18 protein-coding genes are annotated in these 24,132 nt (G+C 60.2%); 12 read left to right on the forward strand and 6 right to left on the reverse strand.

Features of this window, described 5'->3' with window-relative positions; all coding sequences use genetic code 11:
- The first annotated feature begins 112 nt into the window (after positions 1-112).
- The 6 genes from mnmE to M2447_RS06880 all read left to right on the forward strand — a co-directional run bounded on the left by mnmE (position 113) and on the right by M2447_RS06880 (position 10,008).
- Positions 113-1,525, forward strand: a complete 1,413-nt coding sequence (gene mnmE, locus M2447_RS06855) for a tRNA uridine-5-carboxymethylaminomethyl(34) synthesis GTPase MnmE (protein WP_277557945.1) — start codon at positions 113-115, stop codon at positions 1,523-1,525.
- Between the two features lie 142 nt (positions 1,526-1,667).
- Positions 1,668-3,815, forward strand: coding sequence for an FAD-dependent oxidoreductase (locus M2447_RS06860; RefSeq protein ID WP_277557946.1), 2,148 nt, complete (start codon positions 1,668-1,670; stop codon positions 3,813-3,815).
- Positions 3,816-4,859: 1,044 nt separating this feature from the next.
- The gene (locus M2447_RS06865) at positions 4,860-7,160 is read left to right on the forward strand and encodes a cation:proton antiporter (protein WP_277557947.1); all 2,301 of its coding nucleotides are present in this window, start codon (positions 4,860-4,862) and stop codon (positions 7,158-7,160) included.
- A 192-nt stretch (positions 7,161-7,352) separates the two neighbouring features.
- Entirely contained in the window at positions 7,353-7,850 is a 498-nt protein-coding gene (purE, locus tag M2447_RS06870) for a 5-(carboxyamino)imidazole ribonucleotide mutase (RefSeq protein WP_277510312.1), read from the forward strand.
- A gap of 93 nt (positions 7,851-7,943) precedes the next feature.
- Complete coding sequence (locus tag M2447_RS06875; protein WP_277557948.1) at positions 7,944-9,341, forward strand: MFS transporter; 1,398 nt, start codon at positions 7,944-7,946, stop codon at positions 9,339-9,341.
- A gap of 1 nt (position 9,342) precedes the next feature.
- Positions 9,343-10,008 carry a ribulose-phosphate 3-epimerase gene (locus M2447_RS06880; RefSeq protein ID WP_277557949.1) on the forward strand — a complete coding sequence of 222 codons (666 nt, stop codon included), beginning with the start codon at positions 9,343-9,345 and terminating at the stop codon, positions 10,006-10,008.
- A gap of 18 nt (positions 10,009-10,026) precedes the next feature.
- On the opposite strand, the gene M2447_RS06885 is transcribed toward M2447_RS06880, so the two are convergent.
- The 4 genes from M2447_RS06885 to M2447_RS06900 all read right to left on the reverse strand — a co-directional run bounded on the left by M2447_RS06885 (position 10,027) and on the right by M2447_RS06900 (position 13,740).
- The gene (locus M2447_RS06885; protein ID WP_277557950.1) at positions 10,027-10,911 is read right to left on the reverse strand and encodes a hypothetical protein; all 885 of its coding nucleotides are present in this window, start codon (positions 10,909-10,911) and stop codon (positions 10,027-10,029) included.
- Between the two features lie 178 nt (positions 10,912-11,089).
- Positions 11,090-12,214, reverse strand: a complete 1,125-nt coding sequence (dnaN, locus tag M2447_RS06890) for a DNA polymerase III subunit beta (RefSeq protein WP_277510316.1) — start codon at positions 12,212-12,214, stop codon at positions 11,090-11,092.
- Positions 12,215-12,453: 239 nt separating this feature from the next.
- On the reverse strand, positions 12,454-13,374 hold the full coding sequence (gene pssA / locus M2447_RS06895) for a CDP-diacylglycerol--serine O-phosphatidyltransferase (protein WP_277557951.1): 921 nt from the start codon (positions 13,372-13,374) through the stop codon (positions 12,454-12,456).
- 42 nt (positions 13,375-13,416) lie between these two features.
- Positions 13,417-13,740 (reverse strand): cytotoxic translational repressor of toxin-antitoxin stability system, encoded by a 324-nt coding sequence (locus tag M2447_RS06900; protein ID WP_277557952.1) that lies wholly within the window; start codon positions 13,738-13,740, stop codon positions 13,417-13,419.
- A gap of 225 nt (positions 13,741-13,965) precedes the next feature.
- Between M2447_RS06900 and M2447_RS06905 the strand changes: the two genes are divergently transcribed.
- From M2447_RS06905 to M2447_RS06920, 4 genes are all read left to right on the forward strand, one after another.
- On the forward strand, positions 13,966-14,247 hold the full coding sequence (locus M2447_RS06905; RefSeq protein ID WP_277557953.1) for a hypothetical protein: 282 nt from the start codon (positions 13,966-13,968) through the stop codon (positions 14,245-14,247).
- Between the two features lie 58 nt (positions 14,248-14,305).
- Positions 14,306-14,971, forward strand: coding sequence for a ribulose-phosphate 3-epimerase (gene rpe / locus M2447_RS06910; RefSeq protein ID WP_277510320.1), 666 nt, complete (start codon positions 14,306-14,308; stop codon positions 14,969-14,971).
- A 24-nt stretch (positions 14,972-14,995) separates the two neighbouring features.
- Positions 14,996-15,943, forward strand: coding sequence for a hypothetical protein (locus M2447_RS06915; protein ID WP_277510321.1), 948 nt, complete (start codon positions 14,996-14,998; stop codon positions 15,941-15,943).
- Between the two features lie 354 nt (positions 15,944-16,297).
- Positions 16,298-17,572 carry a glycosyltransferase N-terminal domain-containing protein gene (locus tag M2447_RS06920; protein WP_277557954.1) on the forward strand — a complete coding sequence of 425 codons (1,275 nt, stop codon included), beginning with the start codon at positions 16,298-16,300 and terminating at the stop codon, positions 17,570-17,572.
- Between the two features lie 156 nt (positions 17,573-17,728).
- On the opposite strand, the gene M2447_RS06925 is transcribed toward M2447_RS06920, so the two are convergent.
- The gene (locus M2447_RS06925; RefSeq protein WP_277510323.1) at positions 17,729-18,769 is read right to left on the reverse strand and encodes a P-loop NTPase; all 1,041 of its coding nucleotides are present in this window, start codon (positions 18,767-18,769) and stop codon (positions 17,729-17,731) included.
- Between the two features lie 117 nt (positions 18,770-18,886).
- On the opposite strand from M2447_RS06925, the gene M2447_RS06930 reads away from it, so the two are divergent.
- Positions 18,887-20,134: a biopolymer transporter Tol gene (locus M2447_RS06930; protein ID WP_277557955.1), complete on the forward strand. Its 1,248-nt coding sequence runs from the start codon at positions 18,887-18,889 to the stop codon at positions 20,132-20,134.
- 164 nt (positions 20,135-20,298) lie between these two features.
- The gene (prmC, locus tag M2447_RS06935; RefSeq protein ID WP_277557956.1) at positions 20,299-21,168 is read left to right on the forward strand and encodes a peptide chain release factor N(5)-glutamine methyltransferase; all 870 of its coding nucleotides are present in this window, start codon (positions 20,299-20,301) and stop codon (positions 21,166-21,168) included.
- A gap of 15 nt (positions 21,169-21,183) precedes the next feature.
- Here the strand turns inward: prmC and M2447_RS06940 are convergent, their stop codons facing one another.
- Positions 21,184-24,081 (reverse strand): AsmA-like C-terminal region-containing protein, encoded by a 2,898-nt coding sequence (locus M2447_RS06940; protein WP_277557957.1) that lies wholly within the window; start codon positions 24,079-24,081, stop codon positions 21,184-21,186.
- Between the last annotated feature and the right edge of the window lie 51 nt (positions 24,082-24,132).

Below are 24,132 nucleotides of genomic sequence, written 5' to 3' on the forward strand. Positions count from 1 at the left end.
AATGCGAGAAAAAGGTTTTCAAACTGGCCAGGGCTTCATTGCTGTGGGTGGCTGAAAGCGGCCCTCACTTTTAATTTCACTCTTTGCCGCAGTGCGTCCATAGTGCGGGGTCATGATTTCCAACCGCGACACCATCGCCGCGCTCGCCACGCCGCTCGGCACATCGGCAATCGCCATCGTGCGCGCGAGCGGGCCGGATTGTGCCGCCATCGCCCGCGACGCGCTCGAACTCCCCCACCCTCCCCAACCCCGCGCCGCCACCCATGCGGATTATCGCAACCGTTCCGGCGCGCTGCTGGATGATGTCGTCGCCATCTATTACGCCGCGCCCAACTCCTACACGGGCGATGACATTCTCGAAATCTCCTGCCACGGAAACCCTTTCATTGCCCAAAAAATCCTCGAAGACCTTCTCGCGCGCGGTTGCCGCCCCGCCGAGGCGGGCGAGTTCACGCGTCGCGCCTTCGCCAATGGTCGCATCGATTTGAGCCAGGCCGAGGCGGTCATGGACCTCATCCATGCGCGCAGTGAAAGGGCGTTAACCGCAGCCAACCAACAACTTCGCGGTTCTCTCGGGCGCCATCTCGACGCGCTCACCGAGAACCTCCTCTCCGCCCTCGCCCGCATCGAGGCGTATATCGATTTTCCCGACGAAGACCTTCCGGCGGAAGATCGCGCGATTGTCCGGCGCGACATTGAGGATCTCTCAAAAGGCACGGCGCGGCTCCTCGCCACACAGCACTATGGCGAACTTTTGCGCGAAGGCATCCGCACGGTCATTATCGGCGAGCCCAACGCCGGCAAAAGCTCCCTGCTCAACCGCCTCGTCGGCCAGGAACGCGCGCTCGTAAGTGCCGAACCCGGAACGACTCGCGATTTTATCGAAGAGCGACTCCACATCGGCCCGCACTGCCTGCGGCTCATTGACACCGCCGGCCTGAACCCCTCCCCTGCCCCGCTCGAAAAACTCGGCATGCAAAAAACCCTCGAGCGCGCAGCCGAGGCGGACCTGTTCCTGCTCGTGCTCGATGCCACACGCCCCCACCCCAGTCTGCCGCCGGAAATTTTGGAAAAGTTATCACAGGAAAACGCCCTGATTGTCTTGAACAAGATTGACCTCGTGCCCGTTGCCGGGGCGGCAACGGGAAATTCCAAATCCAAAATAAATCTCAAATTCCAAAATCAAGATTTCAAAAATTACAACATAACTCATTTTTGTGGAACAAGTTGCGTGACAGGGGAAGGGTTGGATGCGCTTGAAAAAGCCATTATTGATCGCGCCGAAACATTTCGCCGCGACCAAGGCGACGAGATTATCGCGATCAACTCCCGCCATGCCGACGCCCTTTCGCGTGCCCAAGCCAGCTTCGCCTCCGCCCTCGTTCATCTCGACACCAACGGCCCCGTCGAATTGCTCGCCGCCGACCTCCGCGCCGCCCTTGATGCCTACGGTGAAATCGGGGGCCGCATTGACAACGAGCGCATGCTCGACCACCTCTTCGCAACTTTCTGCATAGGAAAATAGTTATGAAATTAGAATACAGAACACAGGAGTCAGGAGTCAGAATATAGCAAAACAGAAAGCTTCCAACCCAAACCCGCCACGGCGCTATAGCGCCTCTCCTGACTCCTATCCTTTTCAGTCCTTCAGCCTTTTTTCTTCACCCGTGATCTACAATCCATCCAATCCATTTGATGTCATCGTCTGCGGGGCCGGCCATGCCGGCTGCGAAGCGGCGTTGGCCGCCGCCCGCATGGGGGCGCGCACCCTGCTTGTCACCGGCAATCTCGACACTGTTGCCCAGATGTCGTGCAACCCCGCCATCGGCGGACAGGCCAAGGGGCAAATTGTGCGCGAGATCGACGCGCTCGGTGGCGAAATGGCTGTCAATACCGATGTTACGGGAATCCAATTTCGCCTGCTCAATGAATCGAAAGGCCCGGCAGTTCAGTCTCCCCGCGCCCAATGCGACAAAAAAGCATACCAGTTTCGCATGAAGCAAACGCTAGAGCTCCAGCCCAATCTGCAACTCTTCCAAGCCACCGTCACCGCCCTCACCTATGCCCTGCCCTCCCGCGACCGCGTCACCGGCGTGCAGACCAATCTTGATATTGAGTTTCTCGGCCACACGGTGATCGTCACCACCGGCACGTTTCTGCGCGGGCTCATGCATATCGGCTCAAACAAAAACGAAGGCGGTCGGCTCGGCGATTTCAGCGCCCTCACCCTTTCCGCCAGCCTGCTTGAAGGCGGTATCGAGCTTGATCGCTTCAAAACCGGCACCCCCTGCCGCGTGCTCGGGCGAAGCCTGAATTTCAGCAAGATGCAGCCGCAATACGGTGACGCCTCCCCGACCCTTTTCGGATTTTACGACACGCGCGACCCGGAGGACTTGTTCCACGTGGAACAAGGGAATGCGGAATGCGGAATGCGGAGTGCGGAATGCCTGACTCCGCCATTTCACGGTGAATTGGGTAGGGCGAACCCTCCGGGTGAGCCGATGACTGGCGGCTCAGCCAGAGGTTTCGCCCTACCAAATATAAACGAGGGCGCGCGCGAAACGCCGTTCCACGTGGAACAGCAGAAGCTTTGGCCTTTCAAGCGTCCCGGCTGGAAGCCCGGCGGTGAGCAGCTTGCGTGTTGGATGACTTACACAAATGAGCGCACGGCCTCGGTTGTGCGCGCCAATTTGCACCGTTCGGCCATGTATTCCGGACAGATCGAGGGAATCGGGCCGCGTTACTGCCCGAGTTTTGAGGACAAGATCGTCAAGTTCGCCGAAAAGCCGCGCCATTTGCTTTTTCTCGAACCCGAGGGGCGCACGACCGACGAGTATTATATTAACGGGCTTTCCACATCGCTGCCGTTTGATGTGCAGCTCGAAATGGTGCACAGCGTGCCGGGACTCGAAAACGCCGTCATCCTTCGTCCAGCTTATGCGGTCGAATACGATTATGCGCCGCCGACCCAGCTTTACCCGTCGCTTGAATCGAAGAAGGTCGAGAATCTTTTCTTTGCGGGCCAGATCAACGGCACTTCGGGTTACGAGGAGGCGGCAGGGCAGGGGCTTGTCGCCGGAGTGAACGCCGTGCGAAAAATCCGACAACAAATCCCGCTCGTGATCAGCCGTCACGAGGCCTACATCGGCGTGCTCATCGACGACCTCGTGACCAAGGGCACAAACGAGCCCTACCGCATGTTCACGAGCCGCGCCGAGCATCGTTTGCTCTTTAACCACGGCAGCGCCGAGTTGCGGCTTATTCATCACGCCCGCGAACACGGCTTGCTCAGCGCCAGCCGGATTACGCGCATCGACGAGAAATGCCGCTTGGTCAAACAATGGATCGAGCAGTTGGAAAAAAAGCGTCCGCCCGCGGGCAGCGGGGTGGGGCAGGGGACTTGGGGCGATGTTATCCGGCGGGGCGGAACGGGTAGGGCGAAGCCTCCGGCTGAGCCGCAATCCGATGCGGACAGGTCAAATGGCGATTTGAAAAACGGCTCAGCCGGAGGCTTCGCCCTACCATCGGAATTTCTTGAGCAATCCCAACCCGTTCGCGATGAAGTTTTGTATCGCATTGCGTATCAAGGATATTTGTCACGCGAACAACGCCAGATCGAAAAATACGCGCACATTGAAAAGATCAAGATTCCGCCCGAAATGGACTTCTTGAAAGTGCGCGGCTTGCGCAAGGAATGCGCCCAAAAACTCCAGCAATTCAAGCCCTACACCTTGGGCCAGGCGAGCCGGATCAGCGGCATCACGCCAGCCGATATCAATATTTTGATGGCGCTAATTGCGTCCGGGCGGCTGTGATTGCGATTGGTGGCAATTTGACTGGGAAGTGTGAAAGTCGCCGTCGTTGTTTGTTGTGGAGTGCGCCACGTCAATGCCGCTTTGGACGGGGCGATAAATCGCCGCACGCCATAATTGCGCGCATCTCGTTTATGGGTTACCCCTTTCGAAATTGCACCCGCTTAATACCCGGCCGTTTCGGTTACTTGATTCGCTTCTTCCGTGACGCCCAGTAGCCAGTTGGCTCAAACGCCACAATGGACTCAACGTGCATTACCGTCTTTTCTCCTTTTCGCGCTATATAGATATCTTCCTGCATTGGATACCGAGTGCGATGAACCTCCGAGCAAATTTTAATCCTCTCGGGTGTAATGCGTTCAATGGATGTAATCTTGCATGAACCTGACATCTCTCTCGCCAACGCAGCCACTTGTTCCTGGCCAAGGTCCAGCCGTTCCGCGTTCTCTTGCAATACCGCCAGCCGCCCCGGGGCTCGATACTCCCTGCTTATGCAACCAGCACAGAATAAACCTGAAAGCATGAATAGAAAAAGGGTAGGCGCTTTCATTTTTCAATAGATGTTAGAAATGAGCCGCGCGCAGGCAAGCGTGTTTGCCTTGGATATATCGCTGTTGGTGTGACCAGAAGTTGTGTCAAAAAGACAATGCAGGGTGAATGAAACGTGTCAGCACCCTGGGAGCGCGGGCATCTTTGCCCGCAAAACGAATGACTCAAGTTGTGCGAAAATACATTGCGGGCAAGATGCCCGCGCTCCCAGGGCGCAAGCGTGATTTGACACAACCTCTGGTCACACCCTGTCGCTGTTGAATGGGAAAGGGGCGGGCGGGGGCGGGCGTTTGGCGCTGGTGCCTTTGGACGGTCTTTTTCGCCGATGGTGGTCGTTTTGGGCGTCGCAAGCGACGCCCCTACGCCTGGGAATTGTTGCGCGGGAAACGACAGGATGCCGTTTTAGACTTGGTTGTCAGCGCTGCGCCGCCACGTCGCTACGGGGCTTGACGATTTGGGCGGGGTGGGGTCGAGTCGGTGCTACTTAATCTAACCATCATGGACCAAGGGATTTTTTTAATACAGGACCTCGCCTTGGTGCTCGTTGTCGCCGCAATCGCCGGGTGGGTTTGCCAGCGCATCGGGCTGTCCGTTGTTGTCGGCTACCTGATGGCGGGCATGCTCATTTCGCTGCATCCGTTCACCGAGCCGATGTTGCGAGATCCGGCTCGTATTGAACGGCTTGCGCAAATGGGTCTGGTTTTTCTGATGTTCGGAATCGGGTTGCGATTGAGTTTGCGACGGTTGCGACGGCTCGGGCTTTCGGTGATGCTGGCGGTGTTTGTCAGCGCGAGCACGATTTATTACATCACGCGCATGGTGGCAACGGGGGTGTTTGCCATGCCGCCGATGCAGGGGCTTTTTCTCGCGGGCATGCTGATGGTGTCGTCGTCGGCAATCATCAGCAAGGTGCTTGAGGAAACGGGTGGCGCCCACGAGCGCGCGGGGCAAACGGCGATGGGCGTGGTGGTGCTTGAGGATGTCGTCGCGGTGATTCTCGTGGCGATGCTCAACTCGGTCGCGAAATTCGGCGGCACGCAGGAGGCGCACATCGGCGGCACGCTGGGCACGTTTGCGATGTTTGTCTTGATGGCGAGCGTGGCGGGGTTGCTTTTTGTGCCGTGGCTGTTGCGCAAGCTGAGTATTTCGGCGAGCGGCGAATTGCAGACCGTGGCGGTGGCCGGCATTTTGCTCGGGCTGGCGCTGGTGGCAAACGAGGCGGGGTATTCGCTCGCGCTGGGCGCGTTTTTGCTCGGCATGATCGTGGCGGAAACACCGCAGCGCATTCAGGTGGAGCGCACGTTCGAGGGAATGACTGATGTGTTTTCGTCGGTGTTTTTTGTGGCGATCGGACTGCAAATCGAACCGGGGCTGCTGATTTCCTCGTGGAAAATGATCGTGGCGGTCGCGGCGCTCACGATTGTGGTGCGCACGTTTGCGGTTTCGTTCGGACTGTCGTTGATCGGCACACCGATGTGCAACGCGCTCCGGGCCGGCTTGATGGTGACGCCCATCGGCGAGTTTTCCTTCATAATTGCGCAAGTCGGTGTCACAGCGATGCTTGTGCCAAAGGAATTTTATCCAATCGCCGTGGGGGTTTCGCTGCTGACGACCGTGTGCGCGCCTTCGCTGACTCGCAATGCCGGAAAAATCAGCAAGTGGATTGTCGACCGCCTGCCCGGGTGGATGCGCACGTGGCACTCGTATTACAACACGCAGCTCGACCGCATGAAAATGCGCCGCAAGAAAAACGTGCTCTGGCAGTTGAGCCGCAAGCGCATCATTCAGGTCGCCGTCGAGGTGCTCATGGTCACGGGCGTGATGGTTTTTTCGCGTCCGCTGCTCGGGTTGCTGACGGACTGGCTCGGCGAAGACTGGCTGTTTCCAAACGGGCTGTTCGTGCTGTTCTGGCTGCTCATGATGGTCGTGGTGCTGGCGCCGCTCGTGGCGTTGTGGCGAAATCTTTCCGCATTGAGCCTGCTTTACGCGCAAGTGCTCGTGCCGCGGCGCACAACCGGATCGCATCGTTTGCGACCCGTGATGGAGGCAATGTTCAAGATTCTCTCGGGCACGATCATGTTTGTGTGGTTTTTCACGCTGTTGCCGTCGATGCCCGGCACGCGCTGGTTCCTGCTCACGAGCGTGCTCGCGGCGGCCGTGCTGCTATTCATGCTTCGTCGCAGGTTGATTTACTGGCACAGCGAAATGGAGTCCGAACTGCACTCGATGCTCAACCATCCCGCGCAGCTGGGCGTGGAAACCGCGGCGCCCTGGCTCGCCATGCGCGACGATTGGGGCATCCGCGCGACGAGCTGCACACTGCCCGATCTTGTTGATTGTCAAGGAAAACGAATCAGCGAGCTCGATTTGCGCGCGCGTTATGGCTGCGTGGTTGCCGGCATTGAGCGCCAAGGCGTGATGATTCCCCACCCAGGCTCCGACGAGGTGCTTTATCCGCGCGACAAAGTTTTGCTGATAGGCACCGAGGAACAAGTGAGCGAAGGCAAAAAAATGCTCACCGCTGTTTCCGGCCGCGCCCACATGGCCGAATTTGACGACGCGCGCATAGACACGTTGCTGGTGCCGCCGGACAGCCGCGCGGCGGGAAACGACTTGCGTTCGCTCGCGCTCGCGCAAACGCACCGCGTGCAAATCCTGGGCATACGCCGCGAGAACCGCCGCATACTCAACCCCGACGGAAACGAAGTGCTCATGGCCGGCGACGAATTGCTCGTGATAAGCACGCCCGACGAGTTGCGCGCGTTCAACGCCTGGCTTGCGGAGCCGGGCGAAGGGTAGGGCGCTCCGGGCAAAACGACCGTTTGACACCGTTCCGGCACGCCGCAATCGCCACCGCCCACTTCCCGTTATTTTTTGGCGCGCCAGGCGAGCGCTCCCCGCCGGCGAAACCCAATCGCGTGTTGCTATTTTTCCGCGGGACGCTACGCATTTTCGGCTTCACCCACGTTTTAGCCTGAGATTTTTCCCAAAATGAAATCCGAATCCGCCGCTCCTCTTGTCGCAATTATCATGGGCAGCCAGTCCGACTGGCCCGTGCTCGAAAATGCCGCCAAGACCCTCGCCGATTTCGGCGTCGCCCACGAAGCGCGGGTTATCAGCGCGCACCGCACGCCGCACGCCGCATTCGAGTATGCGACATCGGCGCAAAAACGCGGCTTGAAATGCATCATCGCCGGCGCGGGCATGGCGGCGCATCTCGCGGGTGTCATGGCCGGTCTCACGCAACTTCCCGTGCTCGGCGTGCCGATGGAGTCGCCGCAGTTGAAGGGCATCGACTCTCTTCTTTCCACCGTGCAAATGCCGGGCGGCGTGCCCGTGGCGACATTCGCAATCGGCAAGGCCGGCGCGGTGAACGCGGCGCTGTTTGCCGTGTCGATGCTCGCGCTGAACGATGAGAGCCTTTCAAAGTCGCTCAGCGATTTCCGCGCCTCGCAGGCGAAAAAAGTGCTCGATATCAAACTCGGCTAAACGCCTTTCCCCGCCGTTGTCCTGAAACGTGCGCCTTCGCTTCGCCGCCCGCCGGCGCGATCCCGTTTAATTAATCCCCAAAACAAAAAACACATGACCCCTGAACAGGCCAAGAGATTCAAATACTGGCAGACGCGCACGATCATCGGCACAATGGTCGGCTACGCGCTCTATTATTTCGTGAGGAAAAACTTCAGCCTCGCGATGCCGGGATTGGAGGCGGACATGGGCATCACCAAGGTGCAGTTGGGATTTTTCCTGACTTTGCACGGCGTCATTTACGGATGCTCGCGCTTTGTCAACGGCTTCATCGCCGACCGTGTGAGCGGGCGCAAGTTCATGACGCTCGGGCTGGTGCTTTGCTCGCTGGCCAATTACGCGTTCGGGTTCAGCGACACGTTCGCGCGGTGGACGACCGGCATGTCGAACGGCGCGCAGTTTCTTTCCGTCACGGTTGTGTTCATGGGCGTCATTTGGGTGATGAACGGCTTTGTCCAGGGCATGGGCGTGCCTCCCGTCAACCGCCTGCTGACCCACTGGATTCCGGCCAGGGAGCTGGCCACAAAAATGTCCGTCTGGAACACGTCGCACTCAATCGGCGCCGGGCTCGTGGTTATTCTTTGCGGTTACCTGATGACGCATTTCGGTGTCGGCGCGTGGCGGTTGTGCTTTTTTGTCCCGGCAACGATTTCGCTTTGCGGCGCCGTCTGGCTGTGGTTCACGTTGCGCGACACGCCCTCCTCGCTGGGGCTTCCCGAGCTGACAAACACCGCCACCGCAGGAAAGGTCGAAAAAACGGACACCAAATCGCCCGCATACAGGGCCTTCGTGCGCAAGCAGGTTTTTGGCAACCGCATCATCTGGACGATCGCGTTCGTCAACTTCCTCGTTTACATCGTCCGCTTCACCATTCTCGACTGGGGCCCGACGCTCCTCAAGGAAACCAAGGGCGTGTCGCTCGCCTCGGCGGGCTGGATGGTCGCCCTCTTCGAAATCGCGGGCATCGTGGGAATGCTCGTCGCCGGCTGGGCGACGGACCGGTTCCTGAAAAGCCGCGCCCACCGCACCTGCGTGTTTTGCATGATCGGCGCCGCCGTTTCGATGCTCCTGTTCTGGAAAATCCCGGCGGACGCGCATCCCATCGCCACCTTTGTCGCGCTCTGCATGGCGGGCTTCTTCATCTACGGCCCGCAAGCCCTGCTCGGCATCGCCACCTCCAACCATGCGACCAAAAAAGCCTCCGCCACCGGCAACGGCCTTGTGGGACTCTTCGGTTACGCCAGCACGGTGATCTCGGGACTGGGCATCGGGTTCATGGCCAAAAATTACGGCTGGGATCACACCTTTGTGGCGTTGCTCGGCGTCGCCATCTTCACCATCCTCGTCCTGCTGACCATCTGGAACATCAAGGCCGACAGCTACGAGGAGGCCGAAAAACTTGAAGCCAAAATCGCCGCCAAATACAAAGACGGAAATCCCTTAACGAACTAAAATGGAACGAAAAATCTCAGTGTCATTAATGTGCGCCGACCTGTTGAATCTGGAGTCGGAAATCAAGCAGTTGGAAAAATCCGGCGTGGATTACCTCCACATGGACATCACCGACGGGCACCTGGTCCCGAACCTGACGTTCGGCCCCGATTTTGTGACGGCGATGCACCGCGTCAGCAACACGCCCACCGACACCCACCTCATGGTGAAAGACCCGGAGCTGATTCTCTCCAAGCTGAACATCCGCAAAGGCGACATCCTCTCCGCGCATGTGGAGCTCGACCGCGATTTCGCGTCGATGAGCAAAACCGTGCGCGCCGCCGGCGGAAAATTCGGCCTCGCAATCAACCCCGAAACTTCGATCGAGGCGCTCGAACCCTGGCTCGGCATCATCGACGTCGTCATCCTGATGCTCGTGCGTCCGGGCTTCGCCGGCGGCAAGCTGATCGACGGCATCCTGGACAAAGTGCCCCAAGCGCGCGCCTATCTCGACGCGCGCGGCCATGCCGACGTGCTCATCAGCGTCGATGGAAGCGTGAGCACCGAACGCGCGCGCCTGATGGCCGGCATGGGCGCGAACCTATTCGTCGGCGGCACCACGGCGGTATACCGCCCCGGCCAGCCGCTCGAGCAATCCATGCGGGAATTTCGCGCGGCGATATCCTGATTTGACTGCCGGCCCCGCTCACGAATACCGCATGCTTTTGCCGAGGTAGTTGAGCGTCCAAAGTTCTTTCCACGTGCGGTAGCGGCCGGCGTTGGTGATGCGGCCTTGCTCCTCGCGTTGAAGCGGTGTCGTCAGGAAACCCATCTCGACATTGAGGCGCTCGATCATGCGTTGGTGCGCGTTGGTTTCCTCCAGCGGATCACTGGTGTGCGGCACCGGGGTCTCGTTATTCTTTTCGAGGCGGTTTTTGTGACGCTTGAGCAACGATGTCAGCGATCGAATCCACGGTCTGCGCTCAACAAACCAGTTTTCCGGATAAAACCCGGCGTAGGGCATGAAGGTGTTGTCGGTCACGTAACGGCATCCGTCGGCGGTCAGCGTTGAGAGTCCGATGATTGTCGCCATTCCATTGGTTTTTGTTTGCGGCAGAAATGTGATTTGAAGGCGCGTCGCGGTAGAGGCGTCCTGGTAAACGGATATGCGCACATGCACGCTGTCCATGACCCACGCGCGCATCGAGCACAGGTGGACAAAACCGTTGGCGCGGATATCCTCCCGCATTTTGAGGAATCGTTTTTGCGTGGGCCACTCCTCGCCGGATTCGTTGGGCTCGTAATTCGGGAAGAGCGGCAGTTCGCTGTAACTGTATGCCTTGATTGCCATCCAGTTGTAGAGCGTTTCGCCGAGGAACCAGATCAGCGCGAACATAACCACCAGCATCCAATACGGATGGTCGAGCATCAGCAATCCCTTCAGCACATACGCGCCGCCGGTGGAAAAAATCCCCCAGCGCAGCCAGCGGTTCACCAGCGCGATGATCGGCGACGCCTCGGTCCGGTTGATTTGAATCAACACAAGCGAAACGACCATCGCGAAAACAATGATGTATGCGGCGTTTTCCATCGTGGAAATTTTCGATTTTCGATTTTCGATTCTCGATTGCGTGCTTCCGCGCGGAATCACGCTTTGGTAGGGCGAACCCTCCGGCTGCGCCGCAACATTAACGGCTCAGCCGGAGGGTTCGCCCTATCTCAAAATGCGACGAATCAAACATGTCCCAATCGCAAAATCGAAAATCACCTCAGCTCATGCGCACGGGCATGATCACGCAAATAAAGCTGTCGAGCGTCTTGAACACGCCGGGGCTCACCTCGTCCTTCACCTCGAAGAATACCTCGTCCTTGTCGAGCGCCTTGAGCGGATCGAGGATGAAGTTCGGGTTGAAGGCGACTTGGAGTTCGGGACCGCTGTAGGCAATCGCCATGTTTTCATGAGCCTCGCCGAAATCGGGGCTTTGCGCCATGACTTCGAGCAAGTTGGTGCTGAGCTTGATTTTGACCGAGTTCGACTTGTCGCTGCACACGAGCGCGGCGCGATGCACGCATTGGTGGAAAAGCTCGCGCTCGAGCTTGATGCGCTGGTGCGTTTCCTTGGGAATAACCTGGTTGTAATTCGGGTAGTTGCCCTCGACGACTTTCGAATAAAGGTAGATGTTGTCGAGCAGGCCGCTGGTGTCCTTTTCGACATTGATTTGGAAGGAGGCGCGGCGTTCGTTGAACGAGACCTTCACCTTTTCGCCCTTGTCGAGCATGCGGAGAAGCTCGGCGACGGTTTTTGCGGGAACGGTGATGTTGCCGGCGGCATCCTCGGGAATTTCCATTTCCTTGCTCATGAGAGCGAGGCGGCGGCCATCGGTCGCGACAACGGAAAACTTGCCGTCCTTGAAGTTGAAATAAACGCCGTTGAGGATGTAGCGCGTTTCGTCGGTGGATTGCGCGTAGGCGACGTTTTTGAGCATTCCAATGAGCTCGGTTTGATCGAGCACGAAGGAGCGTTCGTTGCTGAACTCGGGCAGCGGGGGAAACTCCTCCTTGCCGATGCCCATGATGCGAAAGTTGGAGCCGCCGGAGGTGAGCTTGACCTGGTGGTTCGGCGAGGCGTCAAAGGAAACGTCGATGTTGGGCAGTTCGCGAACGATTGTGGCGAGGCGCTTCACGGGAAGCGTGACGGTGCCGGGTTGCGAAACCTCCGCCTTGATTTTGCAGCGGATGCCGAGGTCGAGGTTCGTGGTGGTGAGCGAGATGGAGTCTTTTTCAGCCTCGATCAGCACGTTGCTCAATATGGGCATTGTGGCCTTTGAGCCTACGACATTAAGGACTTGTGCCAGTCCGTTGCTGAAGTGATCGCGGTTGATCTTGAATTTCATATGATGTGGGATGGTGACGAAACAGGAGCGACTTTGAAAGGATTAACAAATGGTAAATACTTACTAAATCAATAAAGAATGATATCCGTATTATTATGGGGTGTGAAAAACGGGCACAAGCCGGTTTTTCCCCAGTGAAAACACGCCAAAAAAGGCCTGTGAACAAATGCGGACGGGAGCGTTAATAAGCGGGTGGTTGTTCACAAAAGGAAGTTGTTGGAAAGTTGCGGGCAGGTTGCTCACACAGTTGTTCGCTTGTTGGAATCGGCTGCCGCGGGGGCGGTTTTGTGGCCGAATACCTTTCGTTTGATGTGCCGCAAGATGCCGAAGAGCAGAAACGCCACGCACAGGCCGAGAAACGCAAACTCGCGGTAGTAAATGACAAAGCCAACCACGATGAGCAGGACGACAAAGTAACGCACGCGAATGCGCGTTTGCATGCCAAGGTTTTTGCCGCTCGGAAAACGAATCGTGCTCATCATCAAAAACGCGACCAATAGCATCAGCACGGGCAACCCGAGCGAGATGACCTTGAGCGATTTTTCGGATTCCGTCAGGCGCATGAGGCAGAGAAGCGTGGCGGCCACGGTCGCGGCGGCGGTCGGCACCGGCAGGCCGATGAAATCCTTGTTGGAATCCTTGGCTCCGCGGTGGAGCAGGGGATTGGTGATGACGTTGAAGCGGGCCAGTCGCATTGCCGCGCAAAGCAGGTAAATAAAACCGACCGCCCAGCCGATGTTGCGAAACCAGGGAATGCCCTGCGTGGGCGAGAGGATGAAAAAGAAAACCATCATCGCCGGCGCGATGCCGAACGAAACCACGTCGGCGAGCGAGTCGAACTCGGCGCCAAAAAGCGATTCGCGGCCGCCCATGCGCGCGAGCCGTCCGTCGAGCGAATCAAACACCGCCGCGCCCAAAATCAGAAAAACGGCAAACCGGTAATAATCGTAGGACGAGTAGCCATTGTAGAGGCCGTCGGCGCCGTATTCGGCGAAACGCGCGAAGATGCAACTGATGAGTGACGAGAATCCGCAAAAGAGATTTCCCGCCGTCATAAGGTTGGGCAAAAGGTAAATCCGGCTGGCCTGCGTGACGTTGTAAGGGTCTCGCGGATCGGCATCAACGGGCGCCTGCGGGTTTGTCGGTGAATCTTGCGACATGGGAAGGGAAAATGGAAAGGGCGTCGGAACCTCGCGGCTGCTTTATTTTTTCGTGAGCGTTTCGAGATATTTCCAGAACTTGGAGTGCTGCTCAACGAGTTGCGACTCGGAAACGGGAAGCTTGTTGCGCAAAAGAAAATCCTCCAGCGAGTTTTTGTGGAGGATGTAAATGGTGTGGAGCGTGCTGCCGCGCACCTCGAAATAAAAACGAAACTCGGCGGCGCGCAACCGGTAGAGCGTGTTTGTGCCGCGGGTGAAGCGGCTGAGCGGTTCGCGCGGATTGGCGATGTCGGAGGGCTTGAGATTGCTGATGGGCAGGATCACTTCCAGCTGTTGGAGTTTGTCGAGCTTGTTGAGCTCGGCCATCGCTTGTTCTGAAAAGGTGACTTGATACATTGGCGTTGAGTGTGAGGCGCGTGTGGAAAAGTGCGCCTACTCTCGGTGGTGCTTTCACGCATTGCAAAGATTTTCCGCCGTGCCACCGGCTCCGCGGCCAAAACGAAACCGCGCTGATTTCTTCGATTGAAGCGGCGCCGTTTCGCGTTTTTTCTTTTCGCAAAACAAAGCCCGCACACACAAACAACCATCCGCATGTCCGCAACCATTCCTCTCCTACTGATCGCCAGCATTTGTTTCGGCGTGATTTCGATCGTGATCTTCTTTGTCCACCAAAACACGCGCAAACGCCAGGCCGCCGCCGCGCGCGCGAACACCCGCAACGATGCCGCGCCCGTCGTGCTCGATCTCGGCGGACGCCTTCCGTCAAAACGCCGCCGTCCCTGCGGCCGTCACGGTGAAGGCGGCGGCAACTGCGACGATTGCGAGCACAAGCACGAGCACGGCGAACACGAACACAACCATTGCCAAAAATAACCCCTCCCACATCTTTCAGTCCTTCAGCCTTTCAGTTTTTCAGCCCTTCCCTCCACTCATGCACAAACCGATCCTCGCCCCGTCGATCCTTGCGGCGGACCACGCAAACCTCGCGGCGGGAACCGCCGTGGTCGAAAACCTCGTCCGCCCGCAAGAGCTCGCGTGGGTTCACCTCGACATCATGGACGGGCATTTCGTGCCGAACTTTTCCTTCGGCCCGCAAACCGTGGCGGCGCTTCGCCCAAACTCGCGCCTCTTCTTCGACACGCACCTGATGCTCGACGAGCCTCACCGCTACATCGAGCCATTCGCCAAGGCCGGCGCCGACCTCATCAGCATCCACATCGAGCCGCAATACGACCACGCCGGCACGCTTGCGCGCATTCGCGAACTCGGCTGCCAGTGCGGAATCGTTCTCAACCCCGGCACGCCCGCGACCGCCATCGAGCCGCTGCTTGCGCAAGTCGACCTCGTGCTTGCGATGACCGTGCAGCCCGGTTTCGGCGGGCAAAGCTTCCGGCGCGACGTGCTTCCAAAAATCACGCAAATCGACACCTGGCGCCGCGAACGCGGCCTGGGTTTCCGCCTCGAAGTGGACGGCGGCATCGACCTCAACACCGTCGTCGAGTGCCGCGCCGCAGGCGCCGACACTTTTGTCGCCGGCACCTCGTTCTTCAACGCCGCCGACCGCGCCGCCTTCGCCGAAAAAATCTCGGCACTTTAACACCCGCCTCCTTTCTCAAGCACAATGAATCTCCGCATGCCCGCCGCAAAACTCGCCTGCATCGCCCTTGCCGCTTTCGCGATGCAGCTCGCCTCGCCCGCCCAGTCCGCCCTTGAAAAACGGAACGAGGCCGGTCTCGCCCAAGCGGAGCAACAACTCAAAAACGCGCAAACCGACGGGGCCAGGCTCGCCGCGCTCAATGAAAAATCGCTCGCACTGGCCAGGCTCGGGCGCTCTGCCGAGGCGCTTGATGTCATCCGGCAGGCCGAGGCGCTCGCGCCGGACGACCTGGGCGCGCAGGTGAACAAGGCGATTATTCTCGACTCAAACGAAGAGCACCAGGCCGCGCGCGCGTTATACGACAGCCTTCTCGGAAAATTCCAAGAATGGCGCGGCGAGCGCGCGAAGAGCATCAGGAAGGGTGAAAAACCCGCCAAGTCGGACGGGGATGCCGGCATGCGCGCCATCAGCACGGATGCGCCGATGCACTCGGCGCTCAACTACGCGCTTCTCGGAAACTACAACAAGGCGCTCGCGCAACTCACCCGCGATTTTGAGATCCAGCCCCGCATTTCCATGCTGAGCAAGGACGGCGACTACGCCACGCTCTGGCGCCTCTGGCTCACCGCCAAAAGCCGCTCGGTCGACGGACTCCGCCCCGACATCGCGATCACGACCCTGATCCAAACGGCAAACGTCTCCACTCCGTATCACGAGGAAATGCTGCGCCTCTGGTGGGGCAAGGGCCACTGGCAGAGAATCCTGGCCGCCATCAACGGCATGAAAATCAGCGACGAGGAAAAGGAAACATTCCTCACTGAGGCGCATTTTTTTGCCGCGGGATATTACCGCTACATGAAGCGCGACACCGAAACCGCGCTTGAGCTGCTCAATGCCGAAAACGCGCGCCCGTTCAACGGCTGCATCGAGCGGCTCTTTATCCGTAAGGAAATCGGCGAACTGAAAAAATAACGGGTGCCGCGGCGGATTGCGCACTGCGCAAACGGAGTGAGATTAAAAGTGTGCCTGAAATGAGGGTGGGGCGGTTGGCAGACTGTCGCTAACCGCTCGAAACGCCGTTACCGAGCGCAAGCGACATCTGCCAACCGCCGTGTTGCGGGTTTCTCTCAATCGACGCCCACGATTCTCGGCGCGCACGCCCCACACATGACGTCGTGTTTCCGGTCACACTTTTAATCACACTCCGCGCAAAACCCGCCCGCGCACTTTGTCTTGCATCATGTGCGCGGGAAAAGAGTCTTGGCGCTGTCAAAACCACCGATGATCTGGGTTTACCGCATACTGTTTTTTCCCGCGCTATTCTTCATGCTTCCTTATTATTTGCTGAGGATGTGGCGGCGCGGCGGTTACAAAAGCGGTTTCTCGCAACGGTTCGGCGCGGTGAATCTGCCGCCCAAAAACCCCGCCAAAAAACGCGTGTGGTTGCAGGCGGTGAGCGTCGGCGAAATGCAGGCGATCTCGCCCTTGCTTCAGGCGTTGAAAGCGCGCGGCGACGTGGAGGTTTACCTGACAACCACAACGAGCACGGGCCACAAAATCGCCCTCGACCGCTACGGCGAAAAATCCGGCATCACAATCGGCACCGGCTATTTTCCGCTCGACTGGTGGGCATTTTCCGCGCGCGCATGGCGGCGCGTGCGCCCCGACTTGGTGATCCTGATGGAGGGCGAGCGCTGGCCCGAGCACATCGCGCAGGCGCGGCGGCGCGGCGTGCCCGTGCTGGCGGTGAACGCGCGCCTTTCGGACCGCAGCTACTCGCGAATGAAAGCATGGCGCGCGGTGGCGATGCCCCTTATGCAGCGCGGCATCACGCGCGTGCTGGCGTGTTCGGAAATCGACGCGGAACGCTTCCGCGAACTCGGCTTCACGGCGGAGCAAGTCACGGTGACGGGCAACATTAAATGGGATGTGACCATTCCGCTGATGAGCGCGGAGGAGCGCGTGTCACTGCGCGCGGAGATTGGCCTCGGCGCGAACGCAAACGAACTGATCCTGCTCGGCTCGTCCACATGGCCGGGCGAGGAGGATGCGCTGCTGGAGGCGCTGCGTGCGATTCGCGCGGCGGGCATCGCGGCGCGATTGCTGCTCGTGCCGCGCCACATGGAACGTCGCGGCGAAGTCGAGGCGCTGCTGCAAAAACAGACAACCCCGGACAGGGAAGACACCGCGCCGACCTGGCATTTTCGCTCGCGTGGCGCCGCGCCGGGCGTGGTTGACATTGCGGTGGGCGACACCACGGGCGAGTTGAGAAAATTCACGCAACTGGCCGACCTGGTTTTTGTTGGCAAAAGCCTTCCCCCGCACACGGAAGGCCAGACGCCTGTCGAGGCGGCGGCGCTTGGCCGCGCGATCCTGTTCGGCCCGGGCATGGGCAACTTCCGCGAAATCGCGAGGCGGCTGACCGACGCCGGCGCGGCAAAGGTTGTGCATAATCGCAAGGAGCTTTGCGTCACGGCGGCGCGCATACTTGGAGACGCCGATGCGCGCGCAAAAATGATGACCGCCTCAACCGAATGCTACCGCGGCAACCAGGGTGCCGTCGCGCGCACGCTCGAAATCATCGAAAAAACACTGGGATAAACCCCTGCGAGCCTGCGATGTCACAAAGCGGACGGGCTGAGTATTGTTGATTTTGAGGGGAGCCTTGAAATAAAAAGACACAGGCTTTTGCACATGCCACAAGCGATTCGCTTTTATCCATCAAGGAGCTTCGGTCGCGTGGTGACTACATTCACCTCAACCCAGCAACGCCGTGCCGATTTTTCGGAATGTCATCGCGGCTTCGCTTTGCGGCGCGCTCACCACAATTGGCGCGCCCAAGTCGCCGCCTTCGCGAATTTCCGGTTGTATCGGCACCTGCCCGAGCAGTGGCGCGCCGAGTGACTCCGCCGTTTTTGCGCCGCCGCCGCTGCCGAATAATTCGTGCCGCAGCCCCGCCGGATCGGTGAACCAGCTCATGTTTTCCGCGACTCCGAGCACGGGCACGTTCACTTTTTGAAACATCAGGCCGCCTCGGCGCGCCACTTGGGTCGCGGCGAGTTGCGGCGTGGTCACGATGACCGCGCCGTCGAGCGGCAGCGTTTGCACGAGGGAGAGTTGCGCGTCGCCCGTGCCCGGCGGCAGGTCGACCAGGAGCACGTCGAGCTCACCCCATTTCACGTTTTGCACGAATTGTTGCACGGCTTTCATGATCATCGGGCCGCGCCAGACAACGGGCGTGTTTTCGTCCACCAGAAAACCCATGCTCATCACCTTCACGCCGTGGTTTTCCAGGGGAATAATGAAGTTGTCGTCCTCGACATACGGGCGTCCCGAAATCCCCATCATCAGCGGCACGGACGGACCGTAAATGTCGCAATCCATCAGTCCCACGCGTCCCGCGCGCCCGCGCTCGGCGAGCAGTTGCGCAATCGCGCACGCGAGGTTCACCGAGAAAGTCGACTTGCCCACGCCGCCTTTTCCGGAGGCGATGGCGATGGAGCGGCTGATGCCCGCCGGGGCCGCGCTGGCGGCGGCTTGCGCGGGGGCGTTTGCGGGCGGCGCGATTTCAACCTCGATGAGCGTGTCGTTCACGCCCGGCTGCGCGCGCAGGCATTTGTCCACCTCGGTCTTGATAAACTGCGCCACTTTTGGGTCGGAGGTGGTCAGCGCGAGCGACACCTTTGCGACTCCATCCGCAAAACCGGCGCCGCGCACCAGCCCGAACGAAACGATGTCGCGGCTGAAGCCGGGATATTTCACTTGTTTGAGAACTTCTTTGATTGAGTCGGAGGTCACGTTGGGAAATGTGAATAATTTTTTGGCGATTTCGACTGTTTTGACATTGTTAATGACGCCCAGCCAGTAAATAGAAATGGGCTGCAACAACGCCTCCCGGGGCAACACACTTTTTCCATGAAACATAACTTCGCACTTTCCCTTCTCATCCTCGCAACCGCCGCGACACCCGCCTTCGCGCAAAAAACCGGCGGCCAGCCCGTCACTGTTTACGATCTCGACACGCTCCAAAAAAACACGGTGCCCATCGTGATCGCGGGCGACACGCAACTCGCCGCCTACGCGCACAAGGCCTTCGAGTCGCACGGCCGCTATTCGCGCGTCACCAGCGGCGGCGATTTCACGCTCACTTTCTCGCCCGTCTCGGCCACGCAGGTTCGCGTCGATATTGCCAAAAAAGGCTCGCCCACCATCACCACTGTCACCGCCGGCGGCGCGGATGCGCGCGACGCCCTCTACCGCGCCGCCGACGCCGCTGTGAAAAACACCAGCGGCACCAGCGGCTACTTCACCTCCCGGCTCGCCTTCGTCAGCAACAACACCGGCAAGGACGAAATCTACGTCAGCGACCTTTTTCTCAACGAAGCGCGCGCCGTCACCAACCAGCGCGCCAGCATCCTCATGCCTCGCTGGTCGCCCGACGGCTCCCGCATTCTCTACACGAGCCTTTTCAGGAGCAACTCGCCCGATCTCTTCCAACTCGATTTGCGCTCCGGCCGCTGGACCACCTATGCCGATTACAAGGGCACCAACATGGGCGCCCGTTACAGCCCCGACGGCTCGCGCGTTGTCTTCGTGATCGGCCACACCAACGACACTCACGGCCTCTACATCGGCACGCCGGACGGCCGCGCCAAACCCAGGTCCATCCTGAATTCGCCCGACGCCAAATCCTCGCCCTGCTTCTCGCCCGACGGCCAGCGCATCGTGTTTGCGATGGCCTACGGTTCCAGCCCGCAGCTCTACATTATGCCCGCCGGCGGTGGCACGCCCGAGCGCATCAAGACCGGCGCGAGCTACAGCGCCGAGCCCGATTGGAGCCAGGCAAACCCGAACCTTATCGTGTTCACCGCCAGGCGGAACGGCGCCTTCTGCATCGGCGTGTATGATCTTTCGACAAAAAAGACGCGCTTCATCACGCCGAAAACATCCACCGGCGCGGTGATCAGGGGCGATTTCCTCGAACCCTCGTGGCTGCCTGACGGGCGTCACGTCGTCTGCACCTCGCGCCCCTCGGGCGACCAGCGCTATCTCTACATCCTCGACACCGTGGAAAGCCCAGATGGCGAGGAAAAGGCGCACAACCGCGCCACAAAAATCAGCGCCCTGCGCGCCGAGCACGCCAGCGTGCTGCCGCAGCCGTAAGCGCGGCAGCCGGCCTTTTGGCTTTTTGGCAGGGCGGTTGGCGTTCAAAAAACCCGGCGCGCCCGCCGCGGACACAGTTTCATTTAAGCTGCCTTAAATCGCACCGGCCGTCTTCGTGCTCCGTTGACTACGGAGCGCACATTCACCCATGCTGCGCGCGTTCCATGCTCTCAGTTCTCGAAATCATCAAAAAGACGACCGATTTTTTTGCCACCAAGGGAATCGAGTCCGCGCGCCTCGACGCGGAATTGTTGATCGGGCACTCGCTTGGATTGAGGCGCATGCAGCTTTATTTGCAATTTGAGCGGCTGCTGACCGAGGCGGAGCTGGAAAAAATGCGCGCGCTTGTGCGGCGGCGCGCGGCGCGCGAGCCCTTGCAATACATCACGGGCGAAGTGGAGTGGGGCGGCATCAGGCTCAAGGTGGACGGGCGCGCGCTGATCCCGCGTCCCGAGACGGAATTACTGTTCGAAATCGCGCTCGAGGCGGCGGGTGCCGCGCGCCCGGAAACCGCGGCGACGGCGGAAAACATCCTCGATTTGGGAACAGGCACGGGCGCGCTCGCGCTCGCGCTGGCAAAGGCGCGCCCCGATGCGCGCGTGCTTGCCGCGGATGCGAGTGATGACGCGCTTGCGCTCGCGCGTGAAAACGCCGCCGCGCTCAGCCTGGACGCGCGTGTTTCATTTTTAAAATCGGACTGGTTTGGCGCGGTTCCCGCCGGCGAGAAGTTTGATTTGATTGTTTCAAACCCGCCTTATTTGACGCGGGAGGAAATCGCCGAAACGGAGCCCGAGGTGAGGCAGTTCGAGCCGCATTCCGCGCTCGTGGCGGAGGACGACGGATGCGCGGATTTGCTGAAAATCATTTCGGGTGCGCCGGCGTTTCTCAAGCCCGGCGGCGTGCTTGCGCTCGAAACGGGAATCGCCCAGCACGCCGCGCTTCTCGCCGCGTGCGCGGATGCGGGTTTTGCGCGAAGCGAATCGCGCCAGGACTTGACGAAACGCGACCGGTTTGTGATCGCGTGGTTGGGGTAGTGGTTTTTTGGGGCGTTATTCCTTGGCTGCCGGAGGCTCCGGGGTTTCGGCGGGTGTTTCCATTGACAAAGGTTGGGGCTCGGGCGTGGCGGACGGCTTTTCTTGGTCGTCGGCAGCCTTGGATTTTTTTGCGTGCTCCTGCTCGAGCGATTCGGTGTCGCCGCTCTTGCCGATGAGCGCGCGCAGGATGCTTGTCGGGCCGTAGCTGAAACGCCATTTCGGCGCGTCGAGCGAGCCGGTCAGCCGCAGCTCGGTCAGGTGCGTGACCGGCACGAGCAGAAAACCGAGCCCCTTGCCGATGATTCCCCTGCTTTCAGAAAGCGGATAAACCTTGGCGGTGAGGTTGGCGAAGCGGGTGTCGAGTGTGTATTCGCCGTTCAGTTTCACATGCGCCTTTTGCCCCGTGAGCACGGCCTCGGGAATGACGACCCGCCGTCCGTCGAGGGTGAAGTTGAACTGGCCGTCCGTGAGGTTAAGCGACGTGAAGTTGAGCACCTTGACATCGCGCAACGCCTGCGAGAGCTCGCCGAAAATGTTGATATTAACGAGTTCGGCGCCGGAAACCTCCGCGCTTCCGTTGCCCTTGAAGCTGAGGCTGTCGCTCAAAAAGCCATCGGCTGAAAAACGAAGATCCATCTGGGCGTTCGCGGGCTGGTTGTAGTGCTCGTCCGGCGGCGCGGCCACGCCGCGTTTGCGAGCCGATATTTCCTCAACCATTTGGAACGCCCGCCCGAAACTCGCGCCGTTGAGATTCATGTCGAAGCCGAGGCGTCGCGCGTTGTCCGCGCCGGAGACCTGCGCCTTGAGGGTGAGGTGTCCGCCGGCGAATTGCGTGCGCAGCCGGTCGATGGTAAGGGCGTCGTCACGGACGCGCAGGCTTGCGGAGAGGCTTGTGAGGGGAATTTGCTCGTAGCTGAACGCGCCGTCGCCCTCCACTTCCACGTCGATCAGCGTGTGCTCGCCGCGCGGCGCGGCCGGGCCGTCAATGCGCCCGGCGGCGCGCAGTCGTGCCGGCGGCTTCTCGAAACGCACCGGCGAGAGGCCGTCCACCAAGGCGGGCGAAATTGCCGGCGCCACGGCGACCGGGTCGATGTTTTCACCCTTGAAGTCGAACACGGTCAGCAGTGTGCGATCGCCGGGATCGACACTTTGGTGGGTGAATGTGCCGCGCGCGTAACCGTTGCCACGCCGCGCGAAAAGATCGAGCGCGTCGCAATAATCGGGCCTCACGAAAAGCGTGAGCAGCGCATGGTCGACCGCGACTTTTTCGTAGGTGAAGCCGGTGGCGTCCGCGAAGACAAACACGCGCGCCAGGCTCGTGTTTTTCCAATTTCCGCGCACATCCACGTCGCCGTGGGGCGGCGGGTCGTTGAAGGTGAAATCATTCCAAATGCTCGGCCACCATTTGCCAAACCAGCCGTTGATCGCGGACGGGCGCAGCCTGCCGGTCAGCAGGAAGCGGAAGTCGAGCGTCTTGAAATTCGTTTCAAAACTCCCGCGCGCAAAACTCTCCCCGACCGCCGCCGACGCGGGCGAAAAGACGATCACCCGCTTTGCGTGATCATACGCAAACGTGCCGCGCGCGCGATCCACCGCCACGTTGTCGGCATTTATCGGCCCGATGTCGAGCGCGCCGCGCGCGCCCGCGAAACGCCATCCCGCGCCAAGCCGCGCCGCGGCGTCGATTTCGATCGGGCGCGCGGGTTTCAGGATTTCGCCAAGGTCGTAATTCACCTCGCGGGAGATCGCGGCGATGTGCAGCGGCGTCGCGCGGGTGCTGATGCGCGCGTCCGCTTTCTTTTCTGCAAAATCAACCTCCGTTTCAAACGCGACCGGCTCCCCCAGCACCCGCGTCGTGATGCTTGCCCGCAGCGTTTGCGGGAGGCGCCCGTCCGCTCGCGCCGTGAACGAGCGCGCGGTGATGCCGCGGGCCGCGAGCGATTCCGCCGAGCAGGCCAGCGACAGGTTCACAACAGGCGGAACGCCCGACGCCATGGATTTCCGGCTGGCGGGGGAAAGGATGTCGGCCATCGGCATGGTGAGCCGCAGGCGCGCGTTGCGCGCGCGCATGGTGTTTCCGATCGCCGCGCTTGCGGTTGAAAGCTGGACGCTAAAATCGCGGGCTCGCGGAGTTGAAACCAGGCCGCCCACGTCCACGGTTGCGCGCGCGAGCAGCGGGCCGAGCTCGATTTTTGAGGCGGAAAAAATGGAGGCGTCCGCGTCCGCCCGTCCGATGTCGCCCGGGTGCAGGCCTCCGCACATGAGCTCGACGCGGGCGGAGGCGATTTGCTTCGCGTCGGGAGTGAATGTTATGTCGAGCACCGGGTTGTCGAGCGCGTCAAGCCGCTGCGTCCATGCGTTGAGTGCGCGCACGGTTTTGAGGTAGGAGGCGATTGCGTCCGAGAGCGCTTCCGCGGCGCCGCGTTTTTTGGCGCGCGTTTTTGGGATCACCAGCTCGCCGCGGCAGAGCACGGCCAGGTTGCCGGCGCGCGCCGACAGGTTCTTGATGGAAAGCACGGACGACTTGAGCTCCACCTCCGCGTTTATCCTGTCAACCGCGGCGGCGTTGGTGCCGTCGTTCGAGAGCATCGCGGGCACGCGAAGGCTCGCGCCGTCGATGCGCCCGGCGAGGCGGGGCGCGATGTTGTGCAGCAGCAGCGTGGGGAGGTTTATTTCGAATCGCACCGCGTTTGCCGTGAGCACCGGGTCGGGATGCAAGCTGGAGAACAGCTTCAAGTCGCGCGCCACCACATGCCCCGACGAATCGCAATGGATCGCGCCGAATGTGAGGCGCAGCCCGTGCTCCGCCAGCCGTTGCTCGACCCTGCGCAGCACCGCGTCGGGAATCGTGATTTCATCGGCGGTCGCGATGCGCGCCTGCGCAAGAAGCAGCGCCGCCAGCGCCAGCCACAACGCCCAGAGCGCAATCGTGCCAGCCCAGCGGAGGCATCCGCGGCAAATCCG

This window comes from Ereboglobus sp. PH5-10 (assembly GCF_029504735.1).
Classification (GTDB): Bacteria; Verrucomicrobiota; Verrucomicrobiia; order Opitutales; family Opitutaceae; genus Ereboglobus.

Bases quoted from the DNA above. Each gene is read 5' to 3' on its own strand.
- M2447_RS06920 (WP_277557954.1), top strand. From the start codon at position 16,298: ATGCTTCCTTATTATTTGCTGAGGATGTGGCGGCGCGGCGGTTACAAA.
- M2447_RS06865 (WP_277557947.1), top strand. From the start codon at position 4,860: ATGGACCAAGGGATTTTTTTAATACAGGACCTCGCCTTGGTGCTCGTT.
- M2447_RS06900 (WP_277557952.1), bottom strand. From the start codon at position 13,740: ATGGCCGAGCTCAACAAGCTCGACAAACTCCAACAGCTGGAAGTGATC.
- M2447_RS06880 (WP_277557949.1), top strand. From the start codon at position 9,343: ATGGAACGAAAAATCTCAGTGTCATTAATGTGCGCCGACCTGTTGAAT.
- M2447_RS06905 (WP_277557953.1), top strand. From the start codon at position 13,966: ATGTCCGCAACCATTCCTCTCCTACTGATCGCCAGCATTTGTTTCGGC.
- purE (WP_277510312.1), top strand. From the start codon at position 7,353: ATGAAATCCGAATCCGCCGCTCCTCTTGTCGCAATTATCATGGGCAGC.
- M2447_RS06915 (WP_277510321.1), top strand. From the start codon at position 14,996: ATGAATCTCCGCATGCCCGCCGCAAAACTCGCCTGCATCGCCCTTGCC.
- pssA (WP_277557951.1), bottom strand. From the start codon at position 13,374: ATGTCGCAAGATTCACCGACAAACCCGCAGGCGCCCGTTGATGCCGAT.
- M2447_RS06885 (WP_277557950.1), bottom strand. From the start codon at position 10,911: ATGGAAAACGCCGCATACATCATTGTTTTCGCGATGGTCGTTTCGCTT.
- M2447_RS06875 (WP_277557948.1), top strand. From the start codon at position 7,944: ATGACCCCTGAACAGGCCAAGAGATTCAAATACTGGCAGACGCGCACG.
- mnmE (WP_277557945.1), top strand. From the start codon at position 113: ATGATTTCCAACCGCGACACCATCGCCGCGCTCGCCACGCCGCTCGGC.
- rpe (WP_277510320.1), top strand. From the start codon at position 14,306: ATGCACAAACCGATCCTCGCCCCGTCGATCCTTGCGGCGGACCACGCA.
- prmC (WP_277557956.1), top strand. From the start codon at position 20,299: ATGCTCTCAGTTCTCGAAATCATCAAAAAGACGACCGATTTTTTTGCC.
- M2447_RS06930 (WP_277557955.1), top strand. From the start codon at position 18,887: ATGAAACATAACTTCGCACTTTCCCTTCTCATCCTCGCAACCGCCGCG.
- dnaN (WP_277510316.1), bottom strand. From the start codon at position 12,214: ATGAAATTCAAGATCAACCGCGATCACTTCAGCAACGGACTGGCACAA.